The sequence below is a fragment of the Microlunatus sp. YIM B11417 genome, from assembly GCF_059617205.1.
In genome coordinates this window covers 597,934-624,653 of the sequence record NZ_JCAMPJ010000003.1, presented here as the reverse complement: position 1 = coordinate 624,653, position 26,720 = coordinate 597,934, and the positions used below count along the sequence as shown (strand labels likewise).

At 71.3% G+C, this 26,720-nt stretch carries 19 protein-coding genes and 1 pseudogene; 9 read left to right on the top strand and 11 right to left on the bottom strand.

Annotated features, from left to right (window positions below; translation table 11 throughout):
• Nucleotides 1-31 precede the first annotated feature (31 nt).
• From arc to AC6CCG_RS18025, 4 genes and pseudogenes are all read right to left on the bottom strand, one after another.
• Complete coding sequence (gene arc / locus AC6CCG_RS18040; RefSeq protein WP_496655977.1) at nucleotides 32-1,774, bottom strand: proteasome ATPase; 1,743 nt, start codon at nucleotides 1,772-1,774, stop codon at nucleotides 32-34.
• A gap of 24 nt (nucleotides 1,775-1,798) precedes the next feature.
• Nucleotides 1,799-2,743 (bottom strand): annotated as a pseudogene (locus tag AC6CCG_RS18035) (tRNA (adenine-N1)-methyltransferase); the annotation flags it as partial.
• A gap of 31 nt (nucleotides 2,744-2,774) precedes the next feature.
• Entirely contained in the window at nucleotides 2,775-4,256 is a 1,482-nt protein-coding gene (locus AC6CCG_RS18030) for an ABC transporter substrate-binding protein (RefSeq protein ID WP_496655976.1), read from the bottom strand.
• Nucleotides 4,243-4,929, bottom strand: coding sequence for an HAD family hydrolase (locus AC6CCG_RS18025; protein ID WP_496655975.1), 687 nt, complete (start codon nucleotides 4,927-4,929; stop codon nucleotides 4,243-4,245). The genes AC6CCG_RS18030 and AC6CCG_RS18025 overlap by 14 nt, the downstream gene beginning before the upstream one ends.
• Before the next feature lie 339 nt (nucleotides 4,930-5,268).
• On the opposite strand from AC6CCG_RS18025, the gene AC6CCG_RS18020 reads away from it, so the two are divergent.
• The 3 genes from AC6CCG_RS18020 (at nucleotide 5,269) to AC6CCG_RS18010 (ending at nucleotide 10,212) form a co-directional block, all read left to right on the top strand.
• On the top strand, nucleotides 5,269-6,819 hold the full coding sequence (locus AC6CCG_RS18020; protein ID WP_496655974.1) for an alkaline phosphatase D family protein: 1,551 nt from the start codon (nucleotides 5,269-5,271) through the stop codon (nucleotides 6,817-6,819).
• Between the two features lie 166 nt (nucleotides 6,820-6,985).
• On the top strand, nucleotides 6,986-9,202 hold the full coding sequence (locus tag AC6CCG_RS18015; protein WP_496655973.1) for an NADP-dependent isocitrate dehydrogenase: 2,217 nt from the start codon (nucleotides 6,986-6,988) through the stop codon (nucleotides 9,200-9,202).
• 119 nt (nucleotides 9,203-9,321) lie between these two features.
• Complete coding sequence (locus AC6CCG_RS18010) at nucleotides 9,322-10,212, top strand: NAD(P)-dependent oxidoreductase (protein WP_496655972.1); 891 nt, start codon at nucleotides 9,322-9,324, stop codon at nucleotides 10,210-10,212.
• A gap of 82 nt (nucleotides 10,213-10,294) precedes the next feature.
• On the opposite strand, the gene AC6CCG_RS18005 is transcribed toward AC6CCG_RS18010, so the two are convergent.
• From AC6CCG_RS18005 to metH, 3 genes are all read right to left on the bottom strand, one after another.
• Entirely contained in the window at nucleotides 10,295-11,137 is an 843-nt protein-coding gene (locus AC6CCG_RS18005) for a class I SAM-dependent methyltransferase (RefSeq protein WP_496655971.1), read from the bottom strand.
• A 42-nt stretch (nucleotides 11,138-11,179) separates the two neighbouring features.
• Nucleotides 11,180-11,617, bottom strand: a complete 438-nt coding sequence (locus AC6CCG_RS18000) for a hypothetical protein (protein WP_496655970.1) — start codon at nucleotides 11,615-11,617, stop codon at nucleotides 11,180-11,182.
• A 296-nt stretch (nucleotides 11,618-11,913) separates the two neighbouring features.
• Complete coding sequence (gene metH / locus AC6CCG_RS17995; protein ID WP_496655969.1) at nucleotides 11,914-15,426, bottom strand: methionine synthase; 3,513 nt, start codon at nucleotides 15,424-15,426, stop codon at nucleotides 11,914-11,916.
• Nucleotides 15,427-15,499: 73 nt separating this feature from the next.
• On the opposite strand from metH, the gene AC6CCG_RS17990 reads away from it, so the two are divergent.
• Complete coding sequence (locus AC6CCG_RS17990) at nucleotides 15,500-16,363, top strand: PAC2 family protein (RefSeq protein ID WP_496655967.1); 864 nt, start codon at nucleotides 15,500-15,502, stop codon at nucleotides 16,361-16,363.
• 143 nt (nucleotides 16,364-16,506) lie between these two features.
• On the opposite strand, the gene rpe is transcribed toward AC6CCG_RS17990, so the two are convergent.
• From rpe to fmt, 3 genes are all read right to left on the bottom strand, one after another.
• Nucleotides 16,507-17,148 (bottom strand): ribulose-phosphate 3-epimerase, encoded by a 642-nt coding sequence (rpe, locus tag AC6CCG_RS17985; protein ID WP_496656289.1) that lies wholly within the window; start codon nucleotides 17,146-17,148, stop codon nucleotides 16,507-16,509.
• Nucleotides 17,149-17,251: 103 nt separating this feature from the next.
• Nucleotides 17,252-18,715 carry an RsmB/NOP family class I SAM-dependent RNA methyltransferase gene (locus tag AC6CCG_RS17980; RefSeq protein WP_496655966.1) on the bottom strand — a complete coding sequence of 488 codons (1,464 nt, stop codon included), beginning with the start codon at nucleotides 18,713-18,715 and terminating at the stop codon, nucleotides 17,252-17,254.
• A gap of 2 nt (nucleotides 18,716-18,717) precedes the next feature.
• A complete protein-coding gene (gene fmt, locus AC6CCG_RS17975) occupies nucleotides 18,718-19,641 on the bottom strand; it encodes a methionyl-tRNA formyltransferase (protein WP_496655965.1) in 924 nt (307 codons plus the stop codon).
• Nucleotides 19,642-19,712: 71 nt separating this feature from the next.
• On the opposite strand from fmt, the gene AC6CCG_RS17970 reads away from it, so the two are divergent.
• From AC6CCG_RS17970 to AC6CCG_RS17950, 5 genes are all read left to right on the top strand, one after another.
• Nucleotides 19,713-20,393: a FadR/GntR family transcriptional regulator gene (locus AC6CCG_RS17970; protein WP_496655964.1), complete on the top strand. Its 681-nt coding sequence runs from the start codon at nucleotides 19,713-19,715 to the stop codon at nucleotides 20,391-20,393.
• Entirely contained in the window at nucleotides 20,390-21,148 is a 759-nt protein-coding gene (locus AC6CCG_RS17965) for a creatininase family protein (protein WP_496655963.1), read from the top strand. Before AC6CCG_RS17970 ends, AC6CCG_RS17965 begins: the two co-directional genes overlap by 4 nt.
• Before the next feature lie 76 nt (nucleotides 21,149-21,224).
• Nucleotides 21,225-22,199, top strand: a complete 975-nt coding sequence (locus AC6CCG_RS17960; RefSeq protein ID WP_496655962.1) for a CE1 family esterase — start codon at nucleotides 21,225-21,227, stop codon at nucleotides 22,197-22,199.
• Nucleotides 22,196-23,746 carry an AbgT family transporter gene (locus AC6CCG_RS17955; RefSeq protein ID WP_496655961.1) on the top strand — a complete coding sequence of 517 codons (1,551 nt, stop codon included), beginning with the start codon at nucleotides 22,196-22,198 and terminating at the stop codon, nucleotides 23,744-23,746. Before AC6CCG_RS17960 ends, AC6CCG_RS17955 begins: the two co-directional genes overlap by 4 nt.
• A gap of 74 nt (nucleotides 23,747-23,820) precedes the next feature.
• A complete protein-coding gene (locus AC6CCG_RS17950; protein ID WP_496655960.1) occupies nucleotides 23,821-24,603 on the top strand; it encodes a glycerophosphodiester phosphodiesterase in 783 nt (260 codons plus the stop codon).
• Here the strand turns inward: AC6CCG_RS17950 and AC6CCG_RS17945 are convergent.
• Nucleotides 24,593-26,668, bottom strand: a complete 2,076-nt coding sequence (locus AC6CCG_RS17945) for a primosomal protein N' (protein ID WP_496655959.1) — start codon at nucleotides 26,666-26,668, stop codon at nucleotides 24,593-24,595. The genes AC6CCG_RS17950 and AC6CCG_RS17945 overlap by 11 nt on opposite strands.
• Nucleotides 26,669-26,720: the final 52 nt, after the last annotated feature.

Below are 26,720 nucleotides of genomic sequence, written 5' to 3'. Positions count from 1 at the left end.
TGCGAACCCGGGGCCTTCGACCGTTGCGTACCTAGAGGTATTGACCGGTGTTCGACACCGTGTCGATGGAACGACCCGGCTGGGTGCCCTTCGAGGACGAGATCAGGGTGCGGATGAAGACGATCCGCTCCCCCTTCTTGCCCGAGATCTTGGCCCAGTCGTCCGGGTTGGTGGTGTTCGGCAGGTCCTCGTTCTCGGCGAACTCGTCCCGGCAGGCCTGCAGCAGATGTTCGATCCGCAGGCCGCGGACGCCGGTGTCGAGCAGGTCCTTGATCGCCATCTTCTTGGCCCGGTCGACGACGTTCTGGATCATGGCGCCGGAGTTGAAGTCCTTGAAGTACAGGACCTCCTTGTCGCCACCGGCGTACGTCACCTCGAGGAACTGGTTGTCCTCCGACTCGGCGTACATCCGGGTCACCACGCGGTCGATCATGGCCGCCGTGGTGGCTTTCGGATCGCCCTCGAACTCGGCAAGATCATCGGCGTGCAGCGGCAGGTTCGGCGTCAGGTACTTGCTGAAGATCTCCCGGGCAGCCTCGGCGTCCGGGCGTTCGATCTTGATCTTGACGTCCAACCGGCCCGGGCGCAGGATCGCCGGATCGATCATGTCCTCGCGGTTCGAGGCACCGATGATGATCACGTTGTCCAGGCCCTCGACGCCGTCGATCTCGCTGAGCAACTGCGGCACGATCGTGTTCTCCACGTCGGAGGAGACGCCCGAGCCGCGGGTCCGGAACAACGAGTCCATCTCGTCGAAGAAGACGATCACCGGCATGCCGTCGGAGGCCTTGTCGCGGGCCCGCTGGAAGACCAGCCGGATGTGCCGCTCGGTCTCCCCGACGTACTTGTTCAGCAGCTCCGGGCCCTTGATGTTGAGGAAGAAGCTGCGCCCCTCCTGGCCGGTCCGCTCGGTCACCTTCTTGGCCAGCGAGTTCGCGACCGCCTTCGCGATCATGGTCTTGCCACAGCCGGGCGGCCCGTACAGCAGGACGCCCTTGGGTGCCTTCAACTGGTGCTCGGCGAACAATTCCTTGTGCAGGTACGGAAGCTCCACCGCGTCCCGGATCGACTCGATCTGGCCGCCCAGCCCGCCGAGATCCTCGTAGTCGATGTCCGGTACGTCCTCCAGCACCAGCTCCTCGACGTCGAGCTTCGGGATCCGCTCGTAGGCGAAGTGCACCCGCCGGTCGATCAGCAGCGAGTCGCCGGACCGGAGCTGCGTCGAGCGCAGCGCCAGACCGAGCCAGACGATGCTCTCCTCGTCGCCGTGCCCGACCACGAGCGCACGCAGCCCGTCGTCCAGCACCTCCTTGAGCAGCACCACCTCGCCGACCCGGTCGTAGCCGAGCACGCCGACCACGTTCAGGGCCTCGTTGACCATCACTTCACGGCCCGGTTCGAGCAGGTCGGCGGACACGTCCGGGCTGACGCTGACCCGCATCTTGCGGCCGGCCGTGAAGATGTCGGCCGTGCCCTCGGTGCCGTCCTCCGGCGCCCCGAGGAAGACCCCGAAGCTCGCCGGCGGCTGCGCCAACCGGTCCACCTCGGCCTTCAGGGCGACGATCTGGTCTCGCGCCTCACGCAGGGTGGACGCCAGTCGATCATTGTTGGCCGCCGTGTTCCGGGCGTCCTGGCGGGCTTCCGCCAGTCGGCGTTCGAGAACGGCGATGTCGTGTGGATGGGCCGCGATGCGCTCGCGGAGGCGATCCAATTCGGCTCTCAGGGATGCGATCTGGGCTACCAGGACGTCCCGGCCTTCGTTCGGTGTGGTCACTCCCCCTCACCTCCTCCGAAGACCTTACCCGGCAGCGGAACTCCCGCCCGGGAATTGATCACCGTCCTGGGACGCGGCGTCGTCCGGGGCTGTCGGCCCGTTCTGCACCGCGGCCCGGGGGCCGTCGTAGTCGGCGCCGTACGCTCCCGGAGCGGGCCGGCGCTTGCGGACCGGGGCGGTCTCGCCGGGCGCCAGCCGCCGGCTGGTGATCAGGAACCCGGTGTGGCCGACCATCGTGTGCTGCGGCCGGATCGCCAGTCCCTCGGCCTGCCAGCCGCGGATGATCGACTCGGTCGCCTCCGGCTCGGTGTAGCCGCCGTGCACCCGCAGCGTCTCGACCACCCGTCCGAGCTGGGTCACCGTCGCCACGTAGCAGCAGAACACGCCGCCCGGGATCAGCACCCGGCCGACCGCCTCGACGCAGTCCCAGGGCGCCAGCATGTCCAGCACCACCCGGTCCACCGGGCCCGGGTCCTCGGCCGCCAGCCGTTCCACCAGGTCCCCGGTGATCAAGGTCCAGGACGGGTGCTCGGTGCCGAGGAAGTTCCGTACGTTGCGGGCCGCGACCTCGGCGAAGTCCTGCCGGCGCTCGTACGAGATCAACCGGCCGGTCGGCCCGATCGCGCGGAGCAGGCTCAGCGTCAGCGCGCCGGACCCGGCGCCGGCCTCGATCACCCGCGCACCGGGGAAGATGTCCGCCCCGGTGACGATCTGCGCGGCGTCCTTGGGATAGACCACGGCGGCGCCGCGCGGCATCGTCGTGGTGAACTCGCCGAGCAGCGGCCGCATCACCAGGAACTGGGTGCCGCCGACCGACCGGACGACCCGGCCCTCCGGCTTCCCGATCAGCTCGTCGTGCTCGACGACGCCCTTGGCCGTGTGGAACCTGGCGCCCTCGGCGAGCACGACCGAGTGCCGGCGGCCCTTCGGGTCGGTCAGCGTGACGCGTTCGCCGGGGCGCAGGTCGCCGCGGCGGACACCGGAGTAGTCCTGCGTCGGTTCAACCACCGCTCATCCCCCAGAATCCGAGTTGCCAGCCGGGCCCGAAGGACAGCGGGTCGACGTCGACCCCGACCCGGATGAACAGGTATTCGTCGCTCTGACTGATCGGCAGCACGGTCAGGTCCGCCGCCGCCTTGGTCTGCAGTTGAGCGATCACGGTCTGCGCCTGTGCGTTGTCCGAGGTCGCCCGGTACTGCGCCTCCAGCGTCTGGACCGCGGTCTTGCTGGACTCCGGTGGCGCGGACAGGTACGGCTGCAGCCAGGCCACCGGCGTGGCCGACCAGGCCTTCCGGTCCGCCAGGGTGAGATCGGCGGCGGCGTCCATCGGCCGCAGCCGTACGCTCAGGCCGCCGGTGTCCTCGAGCCGGCTGCGGATCTGGTTGGCCAGGTCCCGCTCGTCCGGGCTGGTCGGATCGTACGAGAGGGTGAGCTGGATCCGCTTCGACCAGGTCACCTTCGGGTCCGCGACGCCGCCGACCGGAAAGCTCGACACGTAGCCGGTCACCGTGGGCGGGACGATCGAGTCCAGCGTTCGGTCCGACTGCAGGGCGAGTGCGATCGCCTTCCGTACCGCGGCGTTCTGGCCGGCCCGCGAATCCGGGTTCCAGATCAGCTGCTGCACCCGGGCCCCGGCCAGCTCGCGGCTGGCGAATCCCTCCGGCGAGTTGGGCGCCGCGGTCGCCTGCTGCCGCAGCCGGGTCACCGCGGCCGCGTTCAGGCCGCGCCAGACCACGTCCACCTCGGCGTCCGCGATCGCCTCCTCGATGACCCCGGAGTCCGGCTCGGTGCGATAGACCAGCCCCTGCAACCGGCCCGGCGTCCGGCCCTTGTAGCCGGTGAAGATCGCCAGTTGCAGCTCGTTCTCGGCGAACCGGCTGACCTGGTACGGCCCCGAGCCGACGATCGGCTGGTCGGCCGGCCGGAGCTCGTCCGCGTCGTACGTCTCCTCGTCGACGATCGACGCGCCGATCGAGGCCAGCGCCCAGCGGAACTGGCTGTCCGGCCGGCTGAGCACGAACTCGACCGTCAGCGGGTCAGGGGTCTGGATCCGGCGCAGCGAGGAGAACAGGATCGCCGAGGAGTTCGGCACGTCGAGCCGGATCAGCCGTTCGATGCTGAACTTCACGTCGCTCGAGGTGAGGTCGTGCCCGTTGTGGAACTTCAGCTCGGAGTTCAGCTGGCAGGTGACGACGGTCGGCGAGGTGAACATGCAGTCGCGGGCACCGTCCGGCTTGGGCGTGCTGCTGCCGGGATCGGCGGTCATCAGGCGCTGGTACACGTTCTGGGCCAGGATCGCCGAGCCCTGGTCGACGACGCCGGCCGGGTCGACCACCCGGATCGGGTCGGTCGACATCACGGTGAACGGCCGCTTCGGGCTCGGCGTCGGCGGGGGCGGCTCGCTCGGCGTGTAGCACCCGGCCAACAGGAGTCCGGCCGCCGCGACCAGTGCGGCGATCCGGCCCCTCCTAGGACTCGGCATTGATCTCCTCGAGCAGCCGGGCCACCGCCTTCGCGTCCAGTTCGGTCATCGACCGGACGTGCACCCGGCGCGGCGCGGACGGGATGTGCACCAGGTTCTCCACCGCGATGACGACGGCCCCGGCCGTGTTGCCGGACCGGGCCCCGGTGCCGGAGTCCTCGAACACCACGCAGTCGTGCGCGGCCACCCCGAGCTTGTGGCAGGCCGTCTCGTACGGCTCCGGATGCGGCTTGCCGTTGGTCACCTCGTCGCCGGCCACCGACGTCTGGAACGTTCCCCGCGGCAGCCGCTCGATCGCCGCGTCGAGCAGCACCCGGTAGGACGCCGAGACCAGCGCACAGGGCACGCCGGCCTCGTTGAGCGAGGCCAGCAGATCGAGCGCGCCCGGCCGCCACGGCACCTCGCCGCTCTTGAACTGCGCCACCACCCGGGTCAACAGCTGGTCGACCACCCAGGCCGGCTCAAGATCGGTCCGGCCGATCGTGTTGAGGATGTACGCACCCGAGTCGAGCAGCGAGTTCCCGACCAGCTGCTCGGCATGCTCGTCGGACCACTCGTGGCCGAGGCTGCCGACGAGTTCGTACTCGGCGGCGACCCAGAGCGGCTCGGTGTCGGCCAGGGTGCCGTCGAAGTCCCACAGGGCGGCGGCGAGGCTGGGCAGCGAGTTCGTCATCGGGTCACTCCGGGATACGTGCGCGCCGGGCCGGAGCGGCAGGAAGAGGCGGTCGGGAAGCGGCGGGATCCGCGAGAAGCATTCATGGCGCGGCCATTCTCGCAGACCATTCCGCGCGCCCCTGCCACCCAGTCGCTGTCGCGAAATCACTGCTGGTGAAGCGCTCGGGCCGCTGGCCACGTTGAACCGGTCGAGTTCAAGAGCTTTCGCGACGGCCACGCCTGACCGAACTCGTGGCGCCACTGGGTGACCAAGCTGCGGCAGCGGTCGGGCAAGGTTCGCCGGTTGGTCACGCGGCGCCGGAGCCGGTGGTCACGGTGGCTTCCGACGCTGTTGATCATGAGCCTCCCCCGCCGCTCCTTCCTCAGCCTGGCCGCCGGCACCGCCGCGGTCGGCTCCACATTGCCGATCAGGTACGACTCCGCGGCCGCCGCCCCGCCGCCGCGACTGGACGACCCGTTCACGCTCGGCGTGGCCAGCGGTGACCCGCTGCCCGACGCCGTGGTGATCTGGACCCGGCTGGCGCCGAAGCCGCTGGAGGGCGGCGGCATGCCGGACCGGACCTACCGCGTCGAGTGGCAGGTCGCCACCGACGAGAGGTTCCGTCGCGTCGTCCGTTCCGGCGTGGCACCGGCCGATCCCGACCAGGGGCACAGCGTGCACGTCGACGTGCGCGGGCTGCAGCCCGGCCACACCTACTGGTACCGGTTCCGGCAGGGCGACCACTTCAGCCCCGCCGGACGCACCCGGACCGCGCCGGCCGCGAAGTCCGACCCGGCGAAGCTGCGCTGGGCCGTCACCTCCTGCCAGAACTGGGAGGCCGGTTACTACAACGCGCACCGGCACCTGGCCGCCGAGGATCTCGACTTCGTCGCGTTCCTGGGCGACTACATCTACGAGGGCAAGCCGAATCCGAACGCGCTGCGGGTGCACCAGGGCACCGACGAGCCGTACTCGCTGACCGACTACCGCAACCGGCACGCGCAGTACCGGACCGACGGCGACCTGCAGTCGGCGCACGCCGCGCACCCGTTCATCTGCACGCCCGATGATCATGAGATCGACAACAACTGGGCCGACGACGTGCCACAGGACCCGCAGAACCAGACACCGGAGGCGTTCCGGGCCCGCCGGATCGCGGCGCTGCAGGCGTACTGGGAGCACATGCCATTCCGCCGGACCTCGCGCCCGCACGGCCCGGACATGCAGCTCTACCGGGCCTTCCGGTTCGGCCGACTGCTCGACGTACCGGTGCTGGACACGCGGCAGTACCGGTCGGACCAGGTCACGACATTGGCCGAGGCGGAAGCGCCGGGCCGGACGATCACCGGCGAGAAGCAGGAGAAGTGGCTGATGGACCGGCTCACTTCCTCCCCGGCCCGCTGGAACGTGCTCGCCAACCAGGTCATGTGGGCGCAGAACGACCGCACCGCCGGGCCCGCGGAGTCCTTCGATTTCGACAATCTGGACGGCTACCGCTGGCAGCGGCGCCGGCTGCTGAACGAGTTCCGGCAGGTACGGAATCCGGTGATCATGACCGGCGACCGGCACTGCACCTGGGCCTGCGATCTGAAGACCGACTTCGACCAGGAGGGTGCCGAGGTGGTCGGTGCCGAGTTCACCGGCACCTCGATCACCTCCGGCGGCGACGCCGACCCGGCCGCCTTCCACCGGACTTACGACCCGATCATGGCCGACAGCCCGCACTGGCGCTACATCGACAACCAGCGCGGCTATCTGATCATGGAGGCCGACCGGAAGCAGCTGACCACGAAGCTGCAGCTGGTGGACACCGTGACCAAGCCCGAGTCCCAGGTCCGGACCGAGGCGACGTTCGTGGTGCTCGACGGGGTGCCCGGCATCACGGAGGTCAACGTCAGGTCGGCCTAGCCCTCAGCGCGATGGAGCCGATCGTCGTTGTGTGCGACGATCGTGCGGTCTTGGCTCCCCGAACCCGCCCGGGGCCTTCCGGGCGGGGTCGGGGTGGTGTCGCAGGGCGGGCACGCATGGGATATCTTGATGTCAAGACAACATGGCAGCTAAAGGAGAGACCGTCTTGTCCAAGATCATCTACACCCTGACCGACGAGGCGCCGCTGCTCGCGACGTACTCGTTCCTGCCGATCATCGAGGCCTTCACGAAGGGCGCCGGGGTCCAGGTGGAGACCCGGGACATCTCGGTCGCGGCGCGCATCCTGGCCGCGTTCGCCGACCGGCTGCCGGCCGACCAGCAGGTGCCGGACTCGCTGGCCGAGCTCGGCGAGCTGGCCACCACGCCCGAGGCCAACATCATCAAGCTGCCCAACATCTCGGCCTCCGTACCGCAGCTGAAGGCGGCCGTCGCCGAGCTGCAGGCCCAGGGCTTCGCGCTGCCCGACTACCCCGACGAGATCGAGTCCGACGAGGACGCCGAGGTCCGGGCCCGCTACGACAAGGTGAAGGGCTCGGCGGTCAACCCGGTGCTCCGGGAGGGCAACTCGGACCGCCGGGCGCCCGCGTCGGTGAAGAACTACGCGCGGTCGCACCCGCACTCGATGGGTGCCTGGACCGCCGACTCCAAGACCAACGTGGCCCACCTCGAGGCCGGTGACTTCCGCAGCAACGAGCAGTCCGTCGTGCTGCCCGCCGACGACGTGCTGACGATCAAGCACACGGCGGCCGACGGCACCGAAACGATCTTGAAGGACGGCCTGAAGGTGCTGGCCGGCGAGGTGGTCGACGCCACCTTCATGAGCGCCGCCGCGCTGGACGCGTTCCTGACCGAACAGGTCGCCCGGGCCAAGGCCGAGGGCGTGCTGTTCTCGCTGCATCTCAAGGCCACCATGATGAAGGTGTCCGACCCGATCATCTTCGGGCACGCGGTGCGGGCCTTCCTGCCGAAGGTGTTCGAGGCGTACGGCAGCGAGCTGGCCGAGGCCGGCCTGAGCCCCAACGACGGCCTGGGCTCGATCCTGGCCGGGCTCGCCGAGCTGCCGAACGGCGCCGAGATCAAGACCGCGATCGAGCAGGGCCTGGCCGACGGGCCGGCGCTGGCGATGGTCAACTCCGACAAGGGCATCACCAACCTGCACGTGCCGAGCGACGTGATCGTCGACGCGTCGATGCCCGCCATGATCCGCACCTCCGGGCACATGTGGGGGCCGGACGGGAACGAGGCCGACACCCTGGCGGTGCTGCCGGACAGCTCGTACGCGGGGATCTACCAGGTGGTGCTCGACGACTGCCGCGCCAATGGGGCGTTCGACCCGGCCACCATGGGCTCGGTGCCGAACGTCGGCCTGATGGCGCAGAAGGCCGAGGAGTACGGAAGCCACGACAAGACCTTCGAGATCGCGGCCCCGGGCACGGTGGCCGTGATCAACTCCGCCGGCGAGACCTTGATCAGCCACGACGTCGAGGCCGGCGACATCTGGCGGGCCTGCCAGACCAAGGACGCGCCGATCCAGGACTGGGTCAAGCTCGCGGTGACCCGGGCCCGGGCCTCCGGCTCGCCGGCGATCTTCTGGCTGGACGAGTCGCGGGCCCATGATCGGAATCTGATCGCGAAGGTGAAGGCGTACCTCGGTGATCATGACACCGACGGTCTGGACCTGCAGATCCTGGCACCGGTGGACGCGATCAAGGTGTCGATCGACCGGATCCGCAAGGGCGAGGACACGATCTCGGTGACCGGCAACGTGCTCCGGGACTACCTGACCGACCTGTTCCCGATCTTGGAACTGGGCACCAGCGCCAAGATGCTGTCGGTGGTGCCGCTGATGAACGGCGGCGGACTGTTCGAGACCGGCGCCGGCGGCTCGGCGCCGAAGCACGTCCAGCAGTTGATCAGCGAGAACTACCTGCGCTGGGACAGCCTGGGCGAGTTCCTGGCGCTGGCCGAGAGCCTGCGTCACCTGGCCGAGTCCACCGACAACGCGCGGGCCCAGGTGCTCGCCGACGCGCTGGACCGAGCGACGGAGACACTGCTCAACGAGAACAAGTCGCCGGCCCGCAAGCTCGGATCGATCGACAACCGCGGCAGCCACTTCTACCTGGCTCTCTACTGGGCGCAGCAGCTCGCCGCGCAGACCGCGGACGCCGAGCTGGCCGCCACCTTCGGCCCGGTCGCCGAGCGGCTCACCGAGCAGGAGTCGGCGATCGCCGCGGAACTGCTGGCGGTGCAGGGAACGCCCGCCGACATCGGCGGCTACTACCGGCCGGACGCCGCCAAGACGTCGGCCGTGATGCGGCCGTCGCCGGTGCTGAACGAGACGGTCGACGCCCTGCGCGGCTGACCTGGACGAAGCCCCTCCTCGGCGCACGACCTGCCGAGGAGGGGTTTTTCGTTGTCCAGCACGGTTTTCCGCCCGTCGGGGTTGACCTGAAGCTTCCTTGAAGTTGAACCCCTGGGGCGATGGCGTACTTCACCGATCCCAGCCCGGTTTCTGTCCTCGGCACTGGTGCCATCGGCAGCGCGGTGGCCCGCATCCTGCTCGGCGCCGGGCAACCCGTGGTGGTGTGGAACCGGACCCGCCGTCGCACCGAGGAACTCGCAGCGGCGGGCGCCGAGGTCGCGGACTCCGCCGGTGCGGCGCTCGCCGCCACGCCGCTCAGTCTGCTGACCCTGACCGACCACCGGGCGGTGGCCGCGGTGCTCGACCAGGCCACCGGCGGCCTGCCGGGCCGGACCGTGATCACGCTCACCACGGGATCGCCGGAGGACGCGCGTCGAGCGGCCGACCGGGTGAAGGCCCTCGGCGCCGACCATCTCGCCGCTGGGCTGCAGACCGGCCCGGAGGACCTCGGCACCGAACACGCGACGATCCTCTATGCAGGGCCGGAGCCGGCGTTCGTCCGGCATCGGACCACCCTGGAGCGACTGAGTACGCCGCGCTACGTCGGCCCAGCGCCGGGCGCGGCGGCTGTCTGGGACCTGGCCCTCTTCGGGGTCTGGTACGACGCCCAGCTCGGCCTGCTCAGAGCGCTGCACACAGCCGACCAGTACGGCATCGACCTGGCCGAGTTCGCCGGGACCGCCGCGATCCAGCCCGGCCACGTGGTCGGCTCCGCGACCGCCACGGCCGGAGAGGTCGAGTCCAGGGACTATCCGCGCGGCCCGGCCGACCTGACCGAACACCTGCGGGTCCTGGACCAGCTCGCCGAGCTCCGTACCGGAAACCGGCTGGCCGACGGCGGGATCGGCCAGGCGGCGGCCCGGGCTCGGCGGCTCATCGACGCGGGCCACGGCCGGGACGGTCTGTCGGGCCTGCTCCGGCACGAGTCTCAGGAAGGGAACCCCTCATGAACGAAGCCGGACTGATCATCTCGATCATCGCGATCCTGATCGTGATCAACCTGGAACGGCGATCCCGGAAGCGCGGTCGCCCCTAGAACTCGAGCCGGTAGTAGCGGGCCATGTTGGCCATCGCCGGCAGGTTCTTGCCCAGCGCGGCGAGCACCTGATAGCGCGCCGACAGCACGGAGAAGTCGCTGGCGTCGAACACGCCGACGGCATCCGTGCACCGCAGCTTCCAGTGGATCGTCTCCAGCTCGGTCGGCCAGTCGATCCCCCAGTGCAGGGTGGCCGCCGCCTTGTGGACGGCGCCGTTGAGCCGCTGCAGCCGGATGCCGAGCCGGCTGAACCCGTCGAAGATCAACTGGCCGGACGGGAGGGAGTCGACCAGCCGGCGCAGCAGGGCCCGGCCGTCGGTCTCGGTCAGGTAGTAGACCAGGCCCTCGGCGACCACCAGGGTGGGCCGGTCCCGCGGCACCTCGGCCAGCCAGGCCGGGTCGGTCACCGACGAGGCGATCATGGTGCTGCCCGGTCGGTCGCCGAACAGGGTCTGCCGCAGCGCGATCACGTCCGGCAGATCGATGTCGTACCAGGCGACGCCGGGGCCGGGGTTGACCCGCCAGACCCGGGTGTCCAGGCCGCAGCCGAGGTGCAGCACGGTGGCGGTCCGGTGCCGGGCCAGGAACTCCCGGGTCCAGCCGTCCAGGAACTCCGCCCGCATCGCGACCGAGTAGTGATCACCGGGCCGCAGGCCGGTCTGTGTCGGATCGAAGTTGATCTTGTCCAGGGTCTCCGCCGACAGCATGTCGCCGAGGATCGGATCGGCGGAACGCGCGTCGAGCGCGCGCCCGTACAGGGTGGCGAGCATGGTCGCCTCGGCACCACGCAGTTCCACCCGGGGCCCGTCCGCGGCCGTCGGTCGAGCAGAGTCGGTCACGGTATCGATCCTAGGCCGGTCAGCCCCTCCGGACGAGGGTGATCAACTCGTCGATGAGATCGTCCGGCCCGGGAGCACCCGGCCGCTTCCGCAGATGACCGGCGAGTTCCAGGTCGCCCGGCCGTGGGCGGTGGACCGGAGCAGCGCCACCAGCCGCTCGATGTCCCGCGGCAGCGCCTCGTCCTCGGCCTGCCCGCCCTGGTCACCACCTCGGTGATCGCGAGGGCCGAACAGTCCGGCCGCCCGCGCCGGCCAGCCGGACGGGCGACCGACAACGCCGGCGGGACGACCGGGCCGGCCGAGGTACGGATCACGGAGCGGCCAGGGCGACCGGGACCGCAGACGTACGGCGGCCAGGGCCGCGGCCGCCGTACGTCTGCCGGCGACCAGGCGCCCGGCGAAGTCGCATTCCGCACGCCGGCCCGCGACGTCCGCGCCGCGGCGCAAGCCGGCCCGGCCACGGGACCATCGAATGGGCACCTTGACCGGCAGATCGGCGCCGAGATCGGGTCAAGGCGTCCACTCGGCGCACCTTGGGCGCTCAGCCAGGGCAGCTCGATCAACCGGCCCGGTCACCCGCACGGCCCGCCGGTCAGATCGGTGCGACCCGGCTCCGTCAGCGGAGCCCGGCTCGGTCAGCGCCCGCCAATTCGATCCACCCGACCGGGGCCGATCACCACGGACAGCCAACCCGACCACCGCCGCACCCAGCCGGCGACCATCCACCGGTCACTTCCGCAGCGACACGCCGCCAGAGCGCCTGCTTTGGTGACCGGTCAGCGGGCGTTGAAGTACTTGGCTTCGGGGTGGTGGACGATCAGGGCGTCGGTGGACTGTTCGGGGTGCAGCTGCAGTTCCTCGGACAGTTCGACGCCGATCCGTTCCGGCTTCAGCAGGTCGACCAGCTTGGCCCGGTCCTCCAGGTCCGGGCAGGCCGGGTAGCCGAAGGAGTAGCGGGAGCCGCGGTAGGCCTGGTCGCGGATCATGTCGTCCATCGCGCCGTCGTCGCCGGCCAGGCCGAGATCGGTACGGATCCGGGCGTGCCACAGCTCGGCCAGGGCCTCGGTCAGCTGGACGCTCAGGCCGTGCAGCTCCAGGTAGTCCCGGTAGGCGTTCTTCTCGAACAGCTCCGCGGTCGCCCGCGACACCGCCGAACCCATCGTGACCAGGTGGAACGCGATCACGTCGGGGCCCTTCTCGGTGGCCAGCTCGCGGTCCCGGAAGAAGTCGGCCAGGCAGAGGAAGCGGCCGCGGCGCTGTCGCGGGAAGGCGAACCGGTGCAGCTCGGCGCCCGGGTCGGTGAGCTCGCTGCCCGGCCGCAGCACGATCAGCTCGTCGCCGTCGCTGTAGCAGGGCCAATAGCCGTAGGTGACCGCGAACTCGGCGATCGACTCGGTCTGGATCCGGTCCAGCCACATCCGCAGCCGCGGCCGGCCCTCGCGCTCCACCAGCTCCTCGTACGACTCGCCGTCGCGGGAGCCCTTCAGGCCCCACTGCCCCATGAACGTCGCCCGCTCGTCCAGGTAGCCGGCCACGTCGGCCAGCGCGATCCCCTTGACGATGCGCTCGCCCCAGAACGGCGGCGTGGGTACGTCGACGTCGCGGGCCACGTCGGAGCGGGCGGGCAGCTCGACCCGCTCCTCCACCGCGACCGCGGAGCTGCCCTTCGCCTTGACCCGGCGTTCCCGCGGTGCCGGCAGCGCGGCGCCCTCGTCGCCCCGCTTCACGGCCATCACGGCGTCCATCAGCCGGAGACCCTCGAACGCGTCCCGGGCGTAGCGGACCTCGCCGTCGAACACCGCGCGCAGGTCCTCCTCGACGTAGGACCGGGTCAGCGCCGCACCGCCCAGCAGCACCGGGAAGTCCTTGGCCATGCCACGGCTGTTCAGCTCCTCGAGGTTCTCCTTCATGATCACGGTCGACTTCACCAGCAGCCCGGACATCCCGATCGCGTCGGCCTTGTGCTGCTCGGCCGCCTCGATGATCGTCGTGATCGGCTGCTTGATGCCGAGGTTCACCACGGTGTAGCCGTTGTTGGTGAGGATGATGTCGACCAGGTTCTTGCCGATGTCGTGCACGTCGCCCTTGACCGTGGCCAGCACGATGGTGCCCTTGCCGGCCGAGTCGGTCTTCTCCAGGTGCGGCTCCAGGTGGGCCACCGCGGTCTTCATCACCTCGGCCGACTGCAGCACGAACGGCAGCTGCATCTCGCCGGAGCCGAACAGTTCGCCGACCACCTTCATGCCGGCCAGCAGGTCGTCGTTGATGATCGCCAGGCCCGGCTTCTCGGCCAGGGCAAGATCAAGATCTTCGGCCAGGCCCTTACCCTCGCCGTCGATGATCCGGCGCTTCAACCGCTCCGTCACCGGCAGCTTGGCCAGCTCGGCCGCCCGCTCGGCCTTGGTGTCGGCCATCTTCACGCCGGAGAAGATCTCCAGGTAGCGCTGCAGCGGGTCGTAGTCCTCCCGACGCCGGTCGTAGACAAGATCAAGAGCGACTTCCCGTTGCTCGTCGGGGATCCGGGCCATCGGCATGATCTTGGCCGCGTGCACGATCGCCGAGTCCAGGCCGGCCTCGACGCACTCGTGCAGGAACACCGAGTTGAGCACCACCCGGGCGGCCGGGCTGAGCCCGAAGGAGATGTTGGACAGGCCGAGAGTGGTCTGCACCTCCGGGTAGAGCCGCTTCACCTCCCGGATCGCCTCGATCGTCTCGATCCCGTCCCGCCGGGTCTCCTCCTGGCCGGTGGCGATCGGGAAGGTCAGGCAGTCGATCACGATGTCGGAGGTCTTCAGGCCCCAGTTGCCGGTCAGATCCTCGATCAGCCGCTGAGCCACCCGGACCTTCCACTCCCGGGTCCGCGCCTGGCCCTCCTCGTCGATGGTCAGCGCCATCACCGCGGAGCCGTGCTCGACCACCAGCTTCATGATCTTGGTGAACCGCGAGTCCGGACCGTCGCCGTCCTCGTAGTTCACCGAGTTGATCACCGCACGGCCGGCCAGGCACTCCAGCCCGGCCTGCAGCACCGCCGGCTCGGTGGAGTCGATGACGATCGGCAGCGTCGAGGCAGTGGCCACCCGGAACGCGAGCTCGCGCATGTCGGCGGCGCCGTCCCGGCCGACGTAGTCGACGTTGAGGTCGAGCAGGTGCGCGCCGTCGCGGATCTGGGCCCGAGCGATCTCGATGCAGTCGTCCCAGCGTTCCGCCAGCAGAGCCTCGCGGAAGGCCTTCGACCCGTTGGCGTTGGTCCGCTCGCCGATCGACAGGTAGCTGGTGTCCTGCCGGAACGGCACCTCGGCATAGAGCGAGGCGGAGGCGGCGACCGGCTGCGGGGTCCGCTCCTGGACCGGCCTGGACTGCAGCCGGTCCACCACATGCCGCAGGTGTTCCGGCGTCGTACCGCAGCACCCGCCGACCAGGCCCAACCCGAACTCGCCGGCGAACTGCTCCAGCGCGTCGGCCAACTCGACCGGCGTCAGCGGGTAGCGGGCGCCGTCGGCGGTCAGCTCCGGCAGTCCCGCGTTGGGCATGCAGGCCACGCCGATCCGGGCGTGCCGGGACAGGTGCCGCAGGTGCTCGCTCATCTCGGCCGGGCCGGTGGCGCAGTTGAGCCCGATCAGGTCGATCCCGAGCGGCTCCAGCGAGGTCAGGGCGGCCCCGATCTCCGTGCCGAGCAACATGGTGCCGGTGGTCTCGACGGTGACGTTGACGATGATCGGCACGTCCCGGCCGGCCACCTCGCGGGCCCGCTTGGCGGCCACCGTGGCGGCCTTCGTCTGCAGCAGGTCCTGCGAGGTCTCGATCAGGACGCCGTCGATGCCGCCGGCCAGCATGGCCTCGATCTGCCGCTGGTACGCATCGCGCAGCTTGGCGTACGTGACGTGACCCAGGGTGGGCAGCTTGGTGCCGGGGCCGACGCTGCCCAGGACGTAGCGCGGCCGCTCGGCGGTGGCGTACCGGTCGGCGGCGCGGCGGGCGATCCGGGCGCCGGCCTCGGCCAGTTCCTCGATCCGCTCTGGGATGTCGTACTCACCGAGGGCGGAGAGGTTGGCCCCGAACGTGTTGGTCTCGACCGCGTCGACGCCGGCCTCGTAGTAGGCGGCGTGGATGGCCTCGACCACGTCCGGCCGGGTGACGTTGAGGACCTCGTTGCAGCCCTCCAGCTGGTCGAAGTCGTCCAGCGACAAGTCGTACGCCTGCAGCATGGTGCCCATCGCGCCGTCGGCGATGACCACCCGCTCGGCGAGCGCGGTTCGAAGATCCTGATGGGCTGCGCTGTACGAACTCACCGACCGAGGATAGCGACGACCGATGAACAGTCGGGGGACCCGGCCACCAGTCGAGAGACGTAGGGTTGTCCCTGTGCCGGATCCCTCCCCCGAATCACCCGCCGAGACCGTCGACCTGCGCGGGCTGAACGAGCCCCTCGCGGTGATCGCGTTCCAGGGCTGGAACGACGCGGGCAACGCCGCCTCGGACACCGTACAGCGGCTCGCCGAGATCACCGACGCCAAGCTCGGGTACGAGATCGACGGCGACGACTTCTACGACTTCCAGGTGAACCGCCCGGAGGTGCGGCTCGACGACGACGGCGTGCGCCGGCTGACGTGGCCGGTCACCCAGGTCAAGGCGGGCCGGCTGTCCGACGGCCGCGACGTGGTGCTGATCGACGGCTACGAGCCGAACATGCGCTGGCGGCAGTTCTGCACCTTGATCACCTCGGCGCTGGAGTCGGCTGGGGTGCGCCGGGTCTTTCTGCTCGGCGCGCTGCTCGCCGACACCCCGCACACCCGGCCGATCCCGGTCTCGCAGACCGCGAACGATCCCGAGACGGCGGAGCGGCTGGGCCTGGAGATGTCGACGTACGAAGGGCCGACCGGCATCGTCGGCGTGCTCGGCGACGCGCTGACCAGGGCCGGCACCGAGGTGGTCACGCTGTGGGCCGCGGTGCCGCACTACGTGTCCCGGACCCCGTGCCCCAAGGCGACGCTGGCGCTGCTGTCGAAGCTCGAGTCGACCCTGGACGTACCGCTGGATCATGGCGATCTGCCCGAGCTGTCCCGGGCCTGGGAACGCGGCGTCGACCAGCTCGCCGAGTCCGACGACGAGATCGCCGAATACGTCCAGACCCTGGAGCAGCAGCGCGACGAGACCGAACTCCCGGAGGCGTCCGGCGAGGCCATCGCTGCCGAGTTCGAGCGCTACCTGCGCCGCCGCGAGTCCTGACCCGCGGGCGTCCCCGGAATCACAGCCGTCACAGGACGCTGCCGGTTTTTCACGTTACGTGAAAAACCCCCGCTTCCCGCGAGAAGTATCTGTGGTAAAGCGCCGGTTTTTCACGGGACGTGAAAACCGGCAGGGCCGGATGATCAACGAGCGGAGGCGGTGTTCCGCAGGGTGGTGACCATGGCGTCCGGGTCGTCGGCGCCGAAGACGGCGGAACCCGCGACGAACGTGTCGGCGCCGGCCTCGGCACAGCGGGCGATCGTGTCCGCCGAGATGCCGCCGTCGACCTCGAGCCAGATGTCGGCGCCGGTGGCATCGAGCAGTTCCCGGGTCCGGCGCAGCTTCGGCAGCATCACGTCGAGGAACTTCTGGCCGCCGAAGCCGGGCTCGACGGTCATGATCAAGATCATGTCCAGTTCGCCGAGCAGGTCCGCGTACGGTTCGATCGGAGTCGCCGGCCGGAGCGCCATCCCGGCCCGGGCGCCGCGGGCCCGCAGTTCGCGGGCCAGCCGGACCGGGGCCGACGAGGCCTCGACGTGGAACGTGACCGACTCCGCACCGGCCTCCGCGTACGACGGCGCCCAGCGGTCCGGTTCCTCGATCATGAGGTGGATGTCGAGCAGCTTGTCGGTCGCCTTGCGCAGCGACTCGACCACCGGCAGGCCGAGGGTCAGGTTCGGGACGAACCGGTAGTCCATCACGTCGACATGGATGCCGTCCGCGCTGCCCACCGCCGCGATCTCGGACTGCAGGTTGGCGAAGTCGGCCGACAGCAGGCTCGGCATGATCTTGATCCCCACGGGCGGCACTCTACTGACCGAAATCCAGCGGACGCTTCGCCCCCGACCCGGTTTCGCCGCCTTTCCGGCGAAGTCCGCTGGATTTCGGTCAGCCGACCCGCAGATAGGCCGCGAACATCGCGTCGGTCCCGTGCCGGTGCGGCCACAGTTGGAGGTACGGGCCGACGGCGGAGTCCGGCGGCACCGGCAGCCCGGCCTCCTCGAGCACGCTCGCCGCGTCGACGACCGTCACTCCGGGCCGCTCCGCGAGCACGGCCTCGACCACCTCGACGGTCTCACGGCGGTGCGGCGAACAGGTCACGTAGCCGACCAGCCCGCCCGGCCGGGCCGCGTCCAGGGCGGACCCGAGCAGGGCGCGCTGCAGCGGCACCAGTTCGTCCAGCGTCGCCGGGTCCCGGCGCCAGCGGGACTCCGGCCGACGGCGCAGCGAGCCGAGGCCGGTGCACGGCACGTCGGCGAGCACGCGGTCGAAGCGACCCGCGGCCCAGGCCGCCCGGGTGCCGTCGGCGACGATCACCTCGACCGAGTCGTACCCGCGGACCGCCGCACGGACCAGGTCGGCCCGATGCCGGCTCACCTCGGCCGCGACCACCCTGGTGCCGGCCGCCTTCGCCAGGCCGGCCAGCAGCGCCGCCTTGCCGCCGGGACCGGCGCAGAGGTCGAGCCAGGGCACCAGGCCGACCTCGATCCCTGAGCCTGTCGAAGGGCCGGGCACTTCGACAGGCTCAGTGCGCGTTCGCGGCGATCCACCATGGGGCGCGGCACCGATCGCGTTCCCTGAGCCTGTCCGCCCGGCCAGTGCCGCCGCCACGAGTTGGGAGCCCTCGTCCTGGACGCCGGCCCTCCCCTGCCGTACCACGGCGAGGTCGGACGGCGAGCCGTGCCAGGTCGCGGCGTACGGCGACCAGCGACCCGGTCCGGCGCCGGCCTCGATCAGTTCCGCGACGTCCGCCAGCCCGGGCCGGACCGCGAGGGTCACCGCCGCCGGCTCGTTGTTCGCCAGCAGGGCCGGCTCCAGTTCGTCCTCGTCCAGAACCTCGGCATACGCGTCGACGATCCAGGGCGGGTGCGCGGTACGGATCGCCAGCGCCTCCCGCGCCGGCAGGTCCCGGCTGAGCCAGTCCGTCCAGCCGGTGTAGCCCTCGACCGCGACCTTGCGCAGGATCGCATTGACCAGGCCGGTGATCTTGGGCCCGGCCACCTCCCGGGCGAGCTCGACCGTGGTGCCGACGGCGGCGTGTCGGGGCACCCGCATCGACAGCAGCTGGTGCGCGCCCAGCCGGAGCAGCACCAGCACCGGCCGGTCCAGCCGATCAAGATCGCGACCGGACGCGGAGGCGATGATCAAGTCATACGTCCCGGCGAGCCGGCTGGCGCCCGCGACCAGTTCGGTGGCGAACGCCGCGTCGCGCTGGTCCAGCGCGCGTTCGGCGAACAGCCGGTTCATGATCAGGTTCGCGTACGCGCCCTTGGTCTCCACGGCCAGCAGTGCGTCGAACGCGGCCCGCCGCGCGGGATCCCGGGGCGATTTGCCGGTACGGCCGCCGGCCATGATCAGCCGAGCTTGTCGTCGGCGGCGAACGTGACCCCGCGGGCCCAGTCGGCGGCCCGCATCGGCTTCTTGCCCTGGGCCTGCACCTGACCGAGGTCGAGCGCGCCGCCGCCGGTGCCGACGACGACCGCCTTCTTGGTCACCCGCAACTCACCCGGAGCCAGTCCGTCCTCGTCCACCGGGGTCGCGGAGTTGATCTTGAACCGGTCGCCGCGGAACGTGGTCCAGGCACCCGGCGCCGGCTGGCAGCCGCGCACCTGCCGATCGAGTTCGACGGCCGGGCGGGTCCAGTCGATCAAGCCGTCCTCCACCGTCAGCTTCGACGCGTAGCTCACGTCGGCGTCCGGCTGCGGGGTCGCGGTGGCGGTGCCCGCCGCCAGGGCGTCCATGGTGCGGACCAGCAGCCCCGAGCCGCGCACGGCCAGCCGGGTGAGCAGGTCACCGGATGTGTCGTCCGGACGGATCTCCTCGGTGATCGCGTCGAACACCGGCCCGGCGTCGAGTTCCTTGACGATCCGGAACGTGCAGGCCCCGGTGACCGAGTCACCGGCCAGCACCGCGTGCTGCACCGGCGCGGCGCCCCGCCAAGCGGGCAACAGCGAGAAGTGCAGGTTGACCCAGCCGTGCGCCGGGATGTCCAGCAACCGCTGCGGCAGCAGTGCCCCGTACGCGACGACCGGGCAGCAGTCCGGCGCCAGCTCGGTCAGCCGCGCGACGACCTCCGGCGCACCGGCCTTGGCCGGCTTCAGCGTCTCGATCCCCAGTTCCGCGGCCCGAGCGGCGACCGGGCTCGGGTGCAGCGTCCGGCCGCGACCGCTCGGAGCGTCCGGCCGGGTGATCACCGCCACCACCTCGTGATCGGACTCGACCAGGGCGTTCAGGGCGGGCAGGGCCACTTCCGGGGTTCCGGCGAAGACGAGACGCACAAGCGCAGAGTGTAGACGTCGACCACCGGGCCCATTGACAGCCAACTGTCTAAGTGATTTAGTCAGTTGCCGTGAAGGCATCCACCCTCTCCCTGTCCGAGCAGATCGCCGACGGCATCGTCGCCCTGATCCGCGAGGACGGCCTGCGGCCCGGTGACCTGTTCCGGTCGTCGCGAGAGCTGGCCAAGCACTTCGAGGTCACCACGCCGACGATCCGGGAGGCGCTGCGGCGGCTCGAGGCGACCGACGTGGTCGAGTTCCGGCACGGGTCGGGCACCTACGTCGGCCACGGGCTGACCCGACGGCTGCTGGCCAATCCGCACGCCGACCGGGCCGGGCTGGCCGCGGTGCTGGAGCTGGTCGACACCAGGATCCTGATCGAACCGGAGCTGGCCGCCGCGGCCGCCCGGTCCCGGACCGAGGATGCCCTGGACGCTCTGCGCACCGCGGCCAGCAACGCGCTCGTCCCGCAGCGCGGCGATGAACGGCCCGCGCTGCACTTCCATGTCGCGCTCGCCGCCGCCACCGGCATCCCACTCGTGCGGGAGACCGTCGAGGCCCTCCTTCAGGTACGGGAGCGGGAGCAGATCGAGATCCGACACCGCTACGACGACCGGGAGCGGGACCACGCCGAGCACGTACGGATCCTGGAGGCGGTCCGGGACCGCGATCCCGACGCCGCGGCCCGGCTGACCCGGGAGCACCTGACCGCGATCCGTACCTCGCTCACGAATGAGGAACCGGGCCGATGACGTACCGGCTGGCGGAGCTGACCACCGACGAGGCAGCAGCCTCGGCCGCCCAGGGTGCCGTGGTGCTGCTGCCGGTCGGGGCGTTCGAGCAGCACGGGCCGGGGCTGCCGCTGGCCACGGATCTGGTCCGGGCCGAGCGGCTGGCCGACCTGGTGGCCGCCGAGCTCGGCGGTGCCGCGGTGATCGGCCCGTCGGTGCCGGTCGGCGTCTCGCCGCATCACCTCGCCTTCGCCGGTACGGTCAGCCTCCGGCCGGCCACGTTCGTCGCGGTGCTGCGGGACTACCTGGACAGCCTGGCCAGGCACGGCTGGCGGCGGTTCCTGGTGATCACCGGGCACGGCGGCAACAACGCCGCGCTCGACGTGCTGGCCCAGGACCTGCTGCGGGACCGGCCGGACCTGGGGTTCGCCTGGGCACCGGTGACGGCCCTGGCCGGCGACGTGGTGGCCGCGATGGACACCAGCGAGGTCCACGGCCACAGCGGCGAGGCCGAGACCGCGCAGATGCTGCACCTCGCGCCCGACCAGGTCCGCCCGGAGCGGCTGCGGCCCGGCACCACCGCCCTTGATCAACTCGAGCCACTGCCCCGGCTCTCCCGCAGCCGCTACCCCGCGCTCGCCGTCGGGTACGACCGGCTCAGCCCCGACGGCGTGCTGGGCGATCCGCGTCGGGCCACCGCCGACGACGGCCGCACGATCATCGACCGGGCGACCGCCCGGCTCGTCGCCTTCGTGAAGGAGTGGCCGGAAGGCTAGCTCCCGCATCCACCGCTCGGCCGAGTCCGCCACTCGGCGGGTCGAGCACACCCTGAGAACCGGAAAGGCCTGACCAATGACGCGCAGCCGACCACTCCGATCGCCCTGGCGCCCGATCGCGCTCGCGGCGGTCGCCGCCGCCCTGCTCCTCGCACCGTCCGCCGCGGCCGATCCGCGCCCCGCCGCACCGGCGGCGCGCTGCGCGAAGCCGACCGACCAGCAGGACGGCACCAGCGACAAGTACGAACTGACCGACCAGGGCCGGGAGCGGAGCTACATCCTGCACCTGCCGGACGGCTACTCCGGCCGCGACGACTGGCCGCTGATCGTCGCGTTCCACGGCCGCGGCGGCACCGGGACGGAGCTGGAGGGCTACTCCGGACTGTCCACGGTGCCGGCCGTCGTCGCGTACCCGAACGGTGAGCTGGGCACCGGCGACGGCTACCGGCGGGCCTGGCAGGGCGCCCCGTACGCGCCGCCGGGGATCGACGACGTCGCGTTCACGTCGGTCCTGCTGGACCGGCTGCAGGCCGACTGGTGCGTCGACCCGGACCGCAGCTATGCCACCGGCAAGTCCAACGGCGGCGGCCTGACCGGGCTGCTCGCCTGCCGGCTGCCGGACCGGTTCGCCGCGGTCGCGATCGTGGCCGGCGCGTTCTACCCGGCCGCGACCGAAGGCTGCGACGACGCCGGCCCGATGCCGATCATGATCATCCACGGCACCGGCGACGCGACGATCCCGTACGACGGCGACGCGGACCGCGGCCTGCCGGCCATCCCCGCCCTGGTCGAAGCCTCGGCGGACCGCAACGCGTGCCGGACCGGGCCGACGACGCGGACCGTCGGCACCGACGTCACGATCAGCCGCTGGGGCCGCTGCGCCGCCGACGTCGAGCAGGTCGCCGTCACCGGTGGCGGGCACGTCTGGCCCGACGCCCGGGCCTACTCCGGCGGCGGCTACCTGACCCGGACCGTCGCCGCCCAGGACCTGGCCTGGCAGTTCTTCCGCCGGCACACCGAACCCGCCGCCGTGGCAGGAGGCGAACGATGAGCACCGAGGTGCAGGCGCCGCGTGACGAGCGGCCGGACCAGTTGCCCCGGATCGTCCGCGCGATGGCGGTGATCGAACGCGTCGGCAACGCCCTGCCGCACCCGTTCTGGCTGTTCTGGATCCTGGTGATCATCCTCGGCGTGGCCAGTGCGGCGCTGTCCACGGCCGGCGTCACCGTGATCTCCCCCGGCGACGGTGAACCGGTGTCGGTGCGCAACCTGTTCAGCGGGGACGGGCTCGCGATGGCACTGTCCGGGGTGATCGACAACTTCGCGGAGTTCCCGCCGATGGCGACGATCATCGTCGTGATCATGGGCGTCGCGATCGCCGAGCACAGCGGTTTCCTGGCCGCGGCGATGAAGACCGGCGTGTCTCGGGTGCCCGCCTCCTGGGTGGTCTTCACGGTTGCGTTCGCCGGCACCGCCGCGCACGTCGCCTCCGCGGCCGCGTACATCATCCTGGTCCCGCTGGGCGGGCTCGCCTTCCGCGCCGTCGGCCGGTCACCGATCCTCGGCATCGTCGTCGCGTACACGGCGATCGCGTCCGGCTACGACGCCAGCCCGATCCCGACACCGAACGACGCGATCTTCGCCGGCATCACCACGGCCGCGGCCAAGATCATCGACGCCGACGCGTACGTCTCGCCGCTGAGCAATTGGTTCTTCAACATCGCCTCCTCGATCCTGCTGGCGATCGTGATCACCGTGGTGACGAAGCTGGTCCTGGCCAAGCGGCCCGACCTGGATCCGGATCCCGACGCCGACCTGACCGATCTCGGCACTCTGGAGCTCTCGGCGCGGGAGCGGTCGGCGCAGCGGCTCGCCCTGATCGCGCTCGGCCTGGCCCTGTTGATCTTGGTCGCACTGGTGCTGCCGGCCTCCTCGCCGCTCCGCGGCGAGGGCGGTTCGCTCGCCGAGTCGCCGTTCCTGGACGGGATCGCGGCCGTCGTCGGGCTGCTGTTCGCCCTCTGCGGCATCGTGTACGGAGCTCGTTCCGGCTCGATCACCGGACCCGCCGACGTACCGAAGCTGATGGCCCGCGGCGTGCGCCAGATGGCGCCGGTGCTGGTGCTGTTCTTCGCCATCGCCCAGTTCCTGGCCTACTTCGAGTGGACCCGGATCGGCGACCTGATCGCCGTCGAGTCCGCCCGGCTGCTGGACCAGAACAACATCCCGGTGCCGGTGATCTTCCTGATGGTGTTGATCTTGCTCGGCGTGGTGAACGTCATGATCACCAGCGGGTCGGCCATGTGGTCGATCGCGGCACCGGTCCTGGTACCGATGCTGATGCTGCTCGCCGTACCGGCCGAGACGACCCAGGCGCTGTTCCGGATCGCCGATTCCGGCTCGACCGCGATCACGCCGATGAGCCCGTACTTCGTGATGGCCCTGGGTTTCCTGCAGCAGTACCGGAAGAACGCCGGCATCGGCACCCTGGCCTCCTACACGCTGCCGCTCGCGGTCGCCATGACGCTGGCCTGGACCGCCCTGTTCTTCCTCTGGTGGGCGCTCGGGATCCCGCTCGGCCCCGGCGCCCCGGTCCGCTGACCGGCGGGTTGACGGTCGGGATTCGGGCTCGGGATACTCCCCCGGTTGTCCAGTGCCGTGGGATTGGGGTCCAGGTGATCGAAGAGTTTCTCGCGTCGAGGCCGTACGTGGTGGCACACCGGTGCGGCGGCGGGCACTGGCCCGAGTTCTCCGAACGCGGAGTCCACGGCTCGGTCGCGCTCGGCGTCCGCGCGCTGGAGGTGAGCGTGTACCCGGCGGCCACCGGCGAGTGGGTCTGTTCGCACGACCGCTCGACGCTGCGCGTGACGGGAGTCGACCGGGACATCCCGACCACGCCGTGGTCCGAACTGAGCCGGCTGCGGACCCGCGCCGACCACACCTCGGACCCGGACCAGGAGCCGGCCCCGTTGCTGCTGCTCACCGACCTGCTGTCCCTCGCGCCGCCGTCCCAGATCCTGTTCCTGGACCACAAGGAGACCTCCGGCGGCGCCGGTGAGGAAGACCCGGAGGTGCTCCGCCGGGAGCGCCGACTGCTCGACCTCCTCGACGACGTGCCGGGACTGACCGAGCGGGTCGTCTGGAAGGTGTTCGCCCCGGCCCAGGAGTCCCGGCGGCGGGCTGCCGAGCGCGGCTACCCGTCCTGGGGCATCCACTACTCGGCCACCCTGGACCAGCGGATCCAAGACGCCGAGCGGTTCGACCTGCTCGGGCTGGAGTGGGACGCGCCGGCACGGGCCTGGCAGGCCATCACCGCGCTCGGCCGCCCGGTGATCGGCCACATCGTCGCCAGCCGGGACCAGGGCGAGATCGCCCTGGAGCACGGCGCGGCCGGGCTGATGGCCTCGACACCGGCCGACTTCACCGATCTGCTGCCGGACCGCCCGGTCAGTCGATGACCTGGGGATCGACCCGGAGCCGGAGGCCGCCCTCGCTCTTGCGGGCGCTGCGGATCGCGGTGACCTCCTTGGCGGCCCTGGCCAGCCGGTCCCCGAAGGCCCGCGGGCCGCGCAGGGTGAGCCGCCAGACCTGATCGTCGGCCTCGGACAGCCGGGACTGCTCGGGCAGTTCGACTGGGCCGAGCAGCTCGGTGCCGTCCGGCAACTGGGCCAGCGCGACGAACTCGTCCAGCGCCTCCCGGCGGCCTTCGGCGGTGATCAACTTCACCGCGGGCGGGAAGTGCGCCTCGCCGCGTTCGGCCAGTTCGCGGGCGGCGAACCCGGCCGCGTCCAGCCGGACCAGCGCCTGCAGCGCGCGACCGGAACTCTCCCCCACGGCCAGCACGGTGCCGCCGTCGCCACCGGGCCGGACCAGCGCGGTCGCGTTGAACCAGCGCCGCAGCGCCTCCTCCGCCGCACGCAGGTCTGGCCGGAGCAACAGGATCGAGGTGTCCAGCAGCAGCGCCGCCGCGTACCCGTCGGCGGCGAACGGTTCGGCGCCCGGAGTGGTCACGACGATCGCCGACTCCGGGCCGACCTCGGTCAGCACGGAACCGCCGGCCGACCGCCGGACCGGGGTCTGGCTGAACGCCCGGCCCAGCTCCTCGGCGGTACGTTCGGCTCCGACGACCGGGGCCCGCAGCCGACGGCCGCCGCAGATCGGGCAGGCCCAGTCGGCCTGCAGCCGGCCGCACCAGGTGCAGGACGCCGGCTGGTCGCCCGGCCCCTGCCGGGTCGGCCCGCCGCAGAACTGGCACCGCACCGGCTCCCGGCAGGTCTGGCAGATCAGCGCCAGCAGGTAGCCGGCCCGCGGCACCTGGACCAGCACCGGCCCCTGGGTGAGCCCGGTCCGGATCACCTCGAACGCCTCGCGCGGCAGCCGCAGCGCCCGGGCCAGCGGGTCACGTTCCAGCCGGGAGTCGCTGTCGGCGGTCACCTTGACCCGGGGCGCCAGCCGGCGCAGGGCGGTACGTTCCAGCGCCACCTCGTGCGCCCAGCCGGACTCCAGCCAGGACTGGACCTCGACGCTGCGCCCGTACGAGGCGACCAGGACGGCGCACGGCTCGGTCACCGCCCGGAGGGCGAGCACATCCCGGGTGTGCGGGTACGGGGCGCGCTGCTCGGACAGCAGGTCGTCGCCGTCGTCCCAGACCGCCACCAGGCCGAGGTTGTGGACCGGGGCGAACGCGGCGGCCCGGGTGCCGATCACCACCGGGACGTCGCCGCGCAGCGCGGCCAGGAAGGAGCGGTAGCGAGCCGAGGGCCCGAGCTCCGCGGTCAGCTGGACGTATCCCTTCTTGCCGAGCACCTCGTCGCAGGACTTCGCCAGCCGGGCCAGGTCGTGCAGGTCCGGCACGATCATGATCACGCCCCGGCCGCCGGCCACGGTGGCCCGGGCCGCCGTCGCGAAGCCGGTCGCCCAGTCGCCGCTCGGATCGGTACTCGGCGTCGGCCGCCAGACCGCGCGCGGGTTGCGGCCGTCGCCGAGCGCCGCCAGCAGACCAGGCCCGTCCGGGAAGGCGGTCCAGATCGAGGCGTCGTCGGGCGAGCTCTCGAGGGTCTCGGGGCTCGACGATCGGCGCGGCTCGGCCTCGGTCGCCGCATGCCGTGGCGGTACGGCGAGCCGCAGCACGTCGGCGAAGCAGCCGGCGTAGTGGTCGGCCACCCGCCGGATCAGCCGGGCCACCTCGGGCGTCAGCACCGGCTCCGCCGAGATGATCTTGTGCAGCGGCGCCAGCGTGCCGTCGTGCTCGGAGTCGTCCAGCCGCTCCAGGATGAACCCGTCCCGCAGCTTCCCGGCGAACCGGACCCGGACCCTGGCCCCCGGAACCGCGTCCTCGTCCTGTCCCGGCAGCACCCGGTAGTCGAACGGCCGGTCCAGGTGGCTCAGTGAGACGTCGACCGCCACCCGCGCGACCGGCCGGACGGCGGCCTGCGGCGGCTGGTCACCCTTCGCGTCGCCTCGCGCCGGCTTCGCCGGGGCGGGCGCGGCCACATCGAGGGCCGGTTGCTGGGTGTCGGGCACACCCGGATGATAGGCGGACCGGACTGACAGTCGTCACCGCCCGAACACGGCG